The organism is Brochothrix campestris FSL F6-1037, from assembly GCF_000525915.1.
Classification (GTDB): Bacteria; Bacillota; Bacilli; order Lactobacillales; family Listeriaceae; genus Brochothrix; species Brochothrix campestris.
Genome location: NZ_AODH01000055.1, coordinates 1 through 5,195, shown reverse-complemented (window position 1 = coordinate 5,195; position 5,195 = coordinate 1). Strand labels below are relative to the sequence as shown.

Genomic DNA, 5,195 nt, shown 5'->3' with positions numbered 1-5,195 from the left:
CGGATTGTTTACAATCTATTCTCAAAAACATGTTTAAATCACTCACGTTTGATTGTGGAAAGAAATAAGTAACTCCAATGAGAGCTCTATTTTTTTGCAGAGACTGGAACACCTTCACAACGCGGGCTAAACGAAAATTCTAACGGCATTTTACGTAGAAATGGCTTGCCAAAAAAGCTGGACTTTTACCAAGTTAACCAAAACTTCGTTTCAGCTGTTGCTTCAAAAAGAAATCACATACCAAGGAAATCATTAAACTACCGGACACCATTGGAAGTGTTTTTGAGTTACGTAAACGAAGAGCAATTGTCCAGCTTAATTTGACAAAATAATATGCAAAAAAAAAACAACCCAGTGGGCTGTTTTTTTTGCATATTATTTGTCTGATGATTTGTATGAAGCAAAGACATCTTTAAAGTCAGAATCTTTCACTTTAACATCAGAAGCTTTGTAAAGTTTTTTCAATGCAGCAGTTTGGGCTTCTTGAGTTGCTTTAGTAGTGTAATAAGATTCTGTTACCGTTTTTTTGTCTTTATCGAATGTTGATTTAGCTGGTTTTTTAACCATCTTGATTATTTCATAAGTACCAGAACTTGTTTTGATTGGTGCAGATACAGCACCTTCTTTAAGTTTGTAAACGTCAGCATAGAAATCACCATAGGCTGTTTGTGCAGCAGTTACACTGATAGGATCGGTTTTACCGCCGTTAGCACCAGTTGTTGTGTCTGTAGAGTCTGATTTTGCAAGTTTAGCAAAATCGCCACCATCTTTAAGTTTTTTAGCGACTTTTGTTGCAGCATCTTTGTCAGCTAAAACGATTTTTGAGATAGTGAAGTCTGGTTGCCATGTTTTGTCATAAAAAGTTTTTAATTCTTTAGTTGAAGGTTTTACATAATCACGAGCTGCTTGATTAAGCAACGCTTGTAAGCGTAATGTATCTTTATATGCTGCGATTGAAGTAATACCACTTTGTTGTAAGGCAGAAACTAAAGCATCTTTACCACCGTATTGTTTTTGTAAAGCTTCGACTTGATCATCGATTGTTGCTTTTTTAACTTTAGAACCAAATTTATCTTCTAAAATTGTTTTGAATGTTAGTGATTCAACAGCACTTGCTCCCGATGCATCTTTCATATAATCGTAAAGTTCTGTTTTTGTTACGTTACCACTTTTTGTTTTGACAATAGCACTGCTACTGTTTGAGAATAACATCACTGAAAGGACAATTACTGCGACAACAAGCACAATAATACTACCAATCATTAAATTGATTTTTGATTTCATTAATTTGACACACTCCTTAGGTAAATTGAATTAGTCTACAACATTTATCATATCAAGAACGGTCTGAAAAGACAAATTAAATAACTATTAACTAAATATGAATAAACTATGACCACTCGTCATCAAACTCATCTTTAATAAGAACTCTAACTCCACGGGAAGAGTCCTCAATAAAGCTGTTGTTGGGAAATTTCAAGTAGGTGAAAAAACAATAAATATCGGTTGTACAGATAGCTAAGTGTATCGCCAAGGCTAAATACATATAGACCGACTTTAAATCATAATAATAATAAATTAATAACCAAAGAAGCGACATGGTGAGAAATGGGGTAATTAAAGCGAATAAGTAACGGCGTTTTGGAACTGCTTTGTCTAACTTTACCTCGATAAAGGGAACAACAACAAAGTGTCGCTGGATTTGAAGATAGATTTCTCGTTTGTCAGGCATGATGATGTAATGAAATAACTTATGGAAAGGATAGATTAGTAATAAAATGAGAAAGCCGATTAATGGGTACTGGTACGTATAGTTATTTCCGAGCAATAGGTGATGCGTAATAATGAGCGTACTTAAGACAGTGATGAATACAAGGAAAGATACGATGAATAAACGGTAAAAACTTTCTTCTTGTTCATGTTTAATAGAGCGGATGCAATGCATGCCATATCTCCTTTCTAACTTCAAACAGTATTCTATCGTGATTGGTCACTGAAAGCAAGTACAAAAAGACCTCATAAACAAACGTTTCATGAGGTCAAAGTGATATTTTGAGGTTCTGTCTTTTTTATGAGCTATCGAAGGGCGGTGCTAAGCTTAACCTTTGACTGTTTTTTCAAGGGCACTGACAGTCTTTTGGAGATCTTTCAATTCATCTTTTAAGCGTTGTTTATCAGGTTCAATTGTTTTGTTCCAGTTACCAACGACTTCCTCAATTTCTTCGACAACATCTTTAACAACTTCAATCCCTTCGGTTGAGAAGGTTTTTAATTGTTCTGTTAACGTGTTGGCATTATAGGCAATTTCTTTTAAAACGCCGCCCATGCTAACTGATCGTTCAGCAATATCGTTACGTAATTCTTTACCTGCTTTTGGAGCTAAGAAAAGGGTTGCAATCGCCGAAGCACTTGCACCGATAACTAAGCCTAACACTAATGATTTTGATTTCATAAGTAACTCTCCTTTAGTAATAGTTTTATTAATTGATTGATTGCTTAATGATAGAGGCAATCGCTGTGAGTTGTTCGGCTGTGTAATCTTCACCATGTTCTTGCCATTTCAAGCCAAAGCCGTCGTCTGTTTTTGAATAACGAGGGATGAGGTGAACATGCCAATGAAAGACGCTTTGTGAGGCGATGTCGCCGGCATTACTTAATATGTTCATGCCTTCACAATCAGGAAACGCTGCCTGAATCGCGCGAGCAATTTTAGGGATGCGAGCAAAGACAGCACTAGCTATCTCGCTATCGGCCGTTAATATGTTAGTGGTTGCTTTTTTAGGAACAACGAGAGTGTGTCCTTTTGTAACCTGTGATAAGTCTAAAAATGCATAAACAGTATCATCTTCATAGACGGTGTAAGATGGGATTTCTTTACGGATAATTTTCCCGAATATTGTATCTGTTGTCATGGGGAATTCACGCCTTTCTATTGAACTAGTGTTATCTATAGATTACCACAAAATACGCTCGTCTAACAGTTTTTACAATGAATGTAAGTTTGTGTCTTTCTTAAATGAATTTTGTTATGATAAAGATGACTATGAAGAAAGTAGGTAGAAGAATGGCATTACTTGAAATTAAAAACCTCGTTGGAGGCTACACGAAATATCCTGTCTTAAAAAATATCTCATTTGACGTGAATGCTGGCGAATTAGTCGGTTTAATAGGCTTGAATGGTGCCGGAAAAAGCACAACGATTAAACATGTGATTGGTTTAATGCAACAGCAAAAAGGTGAGGTTAAAATTAACGGACGACAACTGCTTGATGGAGCGGATGAATACCGCCAACAATTTGCCGTTATTCCCGAAACACCGGTTTTATATGATGAATTGACTTTAAAAGAACATATTGAATTGACGGGGATGGCTTATAACTTAACGGAAGCAGAAATCAAAGCACGTATGATGCCGTTATTAGAAATGTTTCGTCTGACTAAACGACTTAATTGGTTCCCTAATCATTTTTCAAAGGGAATGAAACAAAAGGTCATGCTCGTTTGCGCTTTTTTAGTGGAGCCAAAACTGTATGTCGTTGATGAGCCATTTGTCGGTCTTGATCCGTTAGCGATTACAAATCTCCTACAAATATTACAAGATAAACGCGATGAAGGCTGTGGTATTTTAATGTCGACCCATATTTTAGCAACCGCTGAAAAATATTGTGATAAATTTGTTATTTTACACGAGGGTGAAATTAGAGCAGCGGGTACGTTGCAAGAATTACAATTGGCCTTTGCGATGCCGGATGCCTCTCTTGATGATATTTATATTCAATTAACAAAGGAAGAAACTGCTCATGGCAAATAATTTATGGCAAAAACGCTTAAGCGATTATTTAAAAGAAATTACGAAATATTTACGGTATATTTTCAACGACCATTTAGTGTTGGTAATGGTATTCATGTTAGGTGCTATTGGTCTGTATTATTCACAATGGATTAAAACATTAGGTCCGTCTTTTCCTGTTAATCCAATTATGATAGTGATACTTGTGCTTGTTTTATCATTAACGCAGGTAAATACACTGCTAAAAGCAGCCGATATGGTTTACTTAACAGTGATGGAAACACGAATGAAGGTCTATTTTAAGAAGGCAATTGTGACGTCTTTTTTCACGCAATTACCGCTCGTATGGGTGGCTTTTATTGTGCTTTTGCCGATGTATACAAAGGTTATGCCGCTTACTGGGTGGCAAGTGCTAGTTATACTGGTGTATTTAACGTTACTTAAGGGCTGGAATATTCTGATTTGGTGGTTTATTCATAAGCAACCACAACGCTTAAAAGGCAACATCGTTATCTGGTTCGTTAATGCCGCTACTGTGGCATTAGTTGTTTTATTCCCGGTTTGGTGGATGATTATCCTTTTAGTATTAGTAGCAGCAGCTGTCTTGTTAGGGACGATAAAGGCCGGTGCACACTGCTATATTAAATGGGATGTGTTAATTGCGAAAGAAGAAGCGCGTTTAAATCGCTTTTATCGTTTTGCTAATATGTTCACTGATGTACCGCATTTGAAAAACACAACGAAAAAACGGCAATGGCTTAATTGGTGTTATAAGGGTATTTCTTTTGCACAAAAAAAACACCTATACGTATTTATGGCGTCGTGCTTTTATTAGAACGGATGAATTTAGTGGGTTATTTGTTCGTTTAACGCTGATTGGCTTATTGATTACGATTTTTATGTCTAATACGATTATGGCCGTGTTAGTCTTGCTGTTATTTAGTTATTTAACGGCGTTTCAAATGCTGCCGATGATTCGACTTTATGAATTACATCCAACGCGTTTGCTTTATCCGGTGCCGATGATAAACTACCGTCGATCATTTGTGCAGTTGTTACGGAGTTTGATGGCGATTCAAACCGTCTTGTTTATCGCGGTTGTCTTTATCACCTTTAACTTTAGTGCGGCGTTATGGATGAATGTGTTATTACTGTTGTTTTACCTGTTCTTCAACTTCATTTATGCCCCAAGCAAAATAAAAAAATTGACCGATAGTTTTTAAATAAGAAAAGAGCCAGCTATGCTTAGCTGGCTCTTTCAGATTGTAGACAAAGTCTAAACAGACTTCGTTTTCTTTGTAATGCTAGTACAGTGACTTTGTATACGAGATGATAAGACTGAATAGAAATGTTGTTATATCCTCTCGTATTTAAATCCTAAACTTGGGTGATTTCAAAAATAACG

Annotated in this window: 5 protein-coding genes and 2 pseudogenes; 3 read left to right on the top strand and 4 right to left on the bottom strand. The window is 36.3% G+C overall.

Translation table 11 applies throughout. The features are described 5' to 3' along the window. Positions 1-324: pseudogene (locus BCAMP_RS13980) on the top strand (transposase); the annotation flags it as partial. Between the two features lie 51 nt (positions 325-375). Here the strand turns inward: BCAMP_RS13980 and BCAMP_RS10760 are convergent. The 4 genes from BCAMP_RS10760 to BCAMP_RS10745 form a co-directional block, all read right to left on the bottom strand. After that, positions 376-1,284 carry a peptidylprolyl isomerase gene (locus BCAMP_RS10760; protein ID WP_035315587.1) on the bottom strand — a complete coding sequence of 303 codons (909 nt, stop codon included), beginning with the start codon at positions 1,282-1,284 and terminating at the stop codon, positions 376-378. 106 nt (positions 1,285-1,390) lie between these two features. Further along, positions 1,391-1,945 carry a DUF3267 domain-containing protein gene (locus BCAMP_RS10755; RefSeq protein WP_035315585.1) on the bottom strand — a complete coding sequence of 185 codons (555 nt, stop codon included), beginning with the start codon at positions 1,943-1,945 and terminating at the stop codon, positions 1,391-1,393. A gap of 153 nt (positions 1,946-2,098) precedes the next feature. Then, a complete protein-coding gene (locus BCAMP_RS10750) occupies positions 2,099-2,452 on the bottom strand; it encodes a YtxH domain-containing protein (RefSeq protein ID WP_035315583.1) in 354 nt (117 codons plus the stop codon). A gap of 28 nt (positions 2,453-2,480) precedes the next feature. Next, entirely contained in the window at positions 2,481-2,912 is a 432-nt protein-coding gene (locus BCAMP_RS10745; protein ID WP_035315581.1) for an HIT family protein, read from the bottom strand. Positions 2,913-3,064: 152 nt separating this feature from the next. Here BCAMP_RS10745 and BCAMP_RS10740 point away from each other — a divergent pair, with 152 nt between their 5' ends. Beyond that, a complete protein-coding gene (locus tag BCAMP_RS10740) occupies positions 3,065-3,811 on the top strand; it encodes an ABC transporter ATP-binding protein (protein ID WP_035315579.1) in 747 nt (248 codons plus the stop codon). Beyond that, a pseudogene (locus BCAMP_RS10735) lies at positions 3,801-5,013 on the top strand (ABC transporter permease). The gene BCAMP_RS10740 and the pseudogene BCAMP_RS10735 overlap by 11 nt, the downstream one beginning before the upstream one ends. The last annotated feature ends 182 nt before the right edge of the window (positions 5,014-5,195 follow it).

What these genes read in the sequence shown, in the direction of transcription:
- BCAMP_RS10760 (WP_035315587.1), bottom strand. Translation starts at nt 1,284, where the DNA reads ATGAAATCAAAAATCAATTTAATGATTGGTAGTATTATTGTGCTTGTT.
- BCAMP_RS10755 (WP_035315585.1), bottom strand. Translation starts at nt 1,945, where the DNA reads ATGCATTGCATCCGCTCTATTAAACATGAACAAGAAGAAAGTTTTTAC.
- BCAMP_RS10750 (WP_035315583.1), bottom strand. Translation starts at nt 2,452, where the DNA reads ATGAAATCAAAATCATTAGTGTTAGGCTTAGTTATCGGTGCAAGTGCT.
- BCAMP_RS10745 (WP_035315581.1), bottom strand. Translation starts at nt 2,912, where the DNA reads ATGACAACAGATACAATATTCGGGAAAATTATCCGTAAAGAAATCCCA.
- BCAMP_RS10740 (WP_035315579.1), top strand. Translation starts at nt 3,065, where the DNA reads ATGGCATTACTTGAAATTAAAAACCTCGTTGGAGGCTACACGAAATAT.